We start from the raw sequence: 1,827 nt of genomic DNA, 5'->3' as shown, positions 1-1,827 counted from the left end.
AATATAAGAGCTTTAGGAATATAAGAGCTTTAGGAATATAAGAGCTTTAGGAATATAAGAGCTTTACAATTTTTTTTAAAATTTGTCAATTATATTTTTTCATTTCGTATCTTTTTTAATTCTCATTATGTCCTTTATCTTCTCAATTCTTTAGTAACAACAGCTCTTAGGCACTGAACCATTATTGAAACAAAAATCCAAACCAATAAACATAGATAACGCGCTCATGAAGCACTCCCTTTTAAAATTAAAATCTTCTATCAAAAGCCGTCTTTGCATCTCAGCCAATAACCAAAACATCAATATACTGAATACTTTCATCTTACATTTTCAACGAACAAAGATAGAACTATAGAAGCAGGAAGCTCTCTATCAACTTCTTTATGCTTCCTTATAACCGTTCTTTATCTCCTGATAGCTTTTTATCGAACTTGTTTCCTTAATACTCTGCATCAAAAAAGCGCAAATTTTCCTTATGTCATGGAAAGGAAAAAAATTTCTGAAAAGCAACCTGAGAAAATGTTTGTTTGTTGACCAATCTTCACTGTCTTTTTGCAACAATTCCATTAAAATGCGCCCAAATAAGGTGATCATTCCTTCATTAACAGGGTAACGGCTCCCTCTCCTCGAAGAGGCTACAATTACAATTCTAACAATTGAAATCCTACATGAAAGCCTCATCGGACAGGTAACACCATAAATTATAGGAAAAATATCACAGTAATAAGAGTGAAACATGTCATCCTCACTATAAGCTTAATACCCTGTATCGCCTACTAACTCTTACATGGTCGACAGTTCTTCCTTCTGCTAAACAGATGTAAATAACTTAGCTGCAAAAGAATATGTAAATGACCATCATATTGCAAAATCGACCGCATATCCTGATCTAATGATCCATGGATGATGATCGATTCTCACATCATGTACTTGAGCCTTTAATGTTAGAGATAAGAAATATCAAAATGGACTTTTCAATTGCATTAAAAAGAATATAGCAACCGCTTTTCACCAACCATTTCAGATAAAAACACCGCACTCTATCACAATTGATTTTTTGACAATCTTCTCTTTAAGAAAAACTCCTATGAACCCATGTTGTATTTTGGCATATTTTTCATAAGTTTTGATAGGATAGATTACTCCACACAATGCAACAATGACAGTGTAACAATAACCCTATAATCTTTTAAAAATGGGAAAATTGAAGAAACAAACTTTTCTCCAATCTTCCCAAACATAAGATCACTTAAGAAGTGTAAAGCTTTATTATCAAAGCTTTAAATCTTTCACATTGTTAAAAAACATAAAAGACGAAAGCCAGAATGCATCTAAAGGGAAGATGCATTTTTACAGAATAGTCAATACAGCGTCCATACCCCATGAGGATAAATTAGGGAGATGTTCAATAACCACAGAAGCAACCTTTTCTTCAACCCCGACAAACTCTTGAACCAAAAATTCCATAAAATTCAGCACAGCCGACATATTCATATTTAAATCCATTACAAAATCCTCCTAAAGATAATAATTTCAGAATCCCCCCATAAATCATTATCTTTGACACGAAGACAGCTAAAATATATTTAGCTTCCCCCCTCCCTCGTATCTTCGATACACAAAATATCCAGGAATTCTAATAACGAAACATATTTCACATTTTTGCCATAATTGTCAATCTCTAATATCTTTTTTTGTATTCTTATTATGACTGTTATTTTTTCACAGCCTTAGATAAAAAGCTTTCTTCCCAATATCTCCGCATTAAAAGACTCTTCAAAATATAACAATAGAAAAAATCAAACAACTAGGAAATATAAAAGAACC

At 32.3% G+C, this 1,827-nt stretch carries 1 protein-coding gene; it reads right to left on the bottom strand.

Features of this window, described 5'->3' with window-relative positions; all coding sequences use genetic code 11:
- Positions 1–1,350: 1,350 nt before the first annotated feature.
- On the bottom strand, positions 1,351–1,494 hold the full coding sequence (locus H710_RS06240) for a hypothetical protein (protein WP_196295846.1): 144 nt from the start codon (positions 1,492–1,494) through the stop codon (positions 1,351–1,353).
- Positions 1,495–1,827 lie beyond the last annotated feature (333 nt).

It is taken from the genome of Bartonella bacilliformis Ver097, assembly GCF_000709795.1.
Classification (GTDB): domain Bacteria; phylum Pseudomonadota; class Alphaproteobacteria; order Rhizobiales; family Rhizobiaceae; genus Bartonella; species Bartonella bacilliformis_A.
This window is presented reverse-complemented; position numbering and strand designations above follow the sequence as displayed.

Bases quoted from the DNA above. Each gene is read 5' to 3' on its own strand.
- H710_RS06240 (WP_196295846.1), bottom strand. From the start codon at position 1,494: ATGAATATGTCGGCTGTGCTGAATTTTATGGAATTTTTGGTTCAAGAG.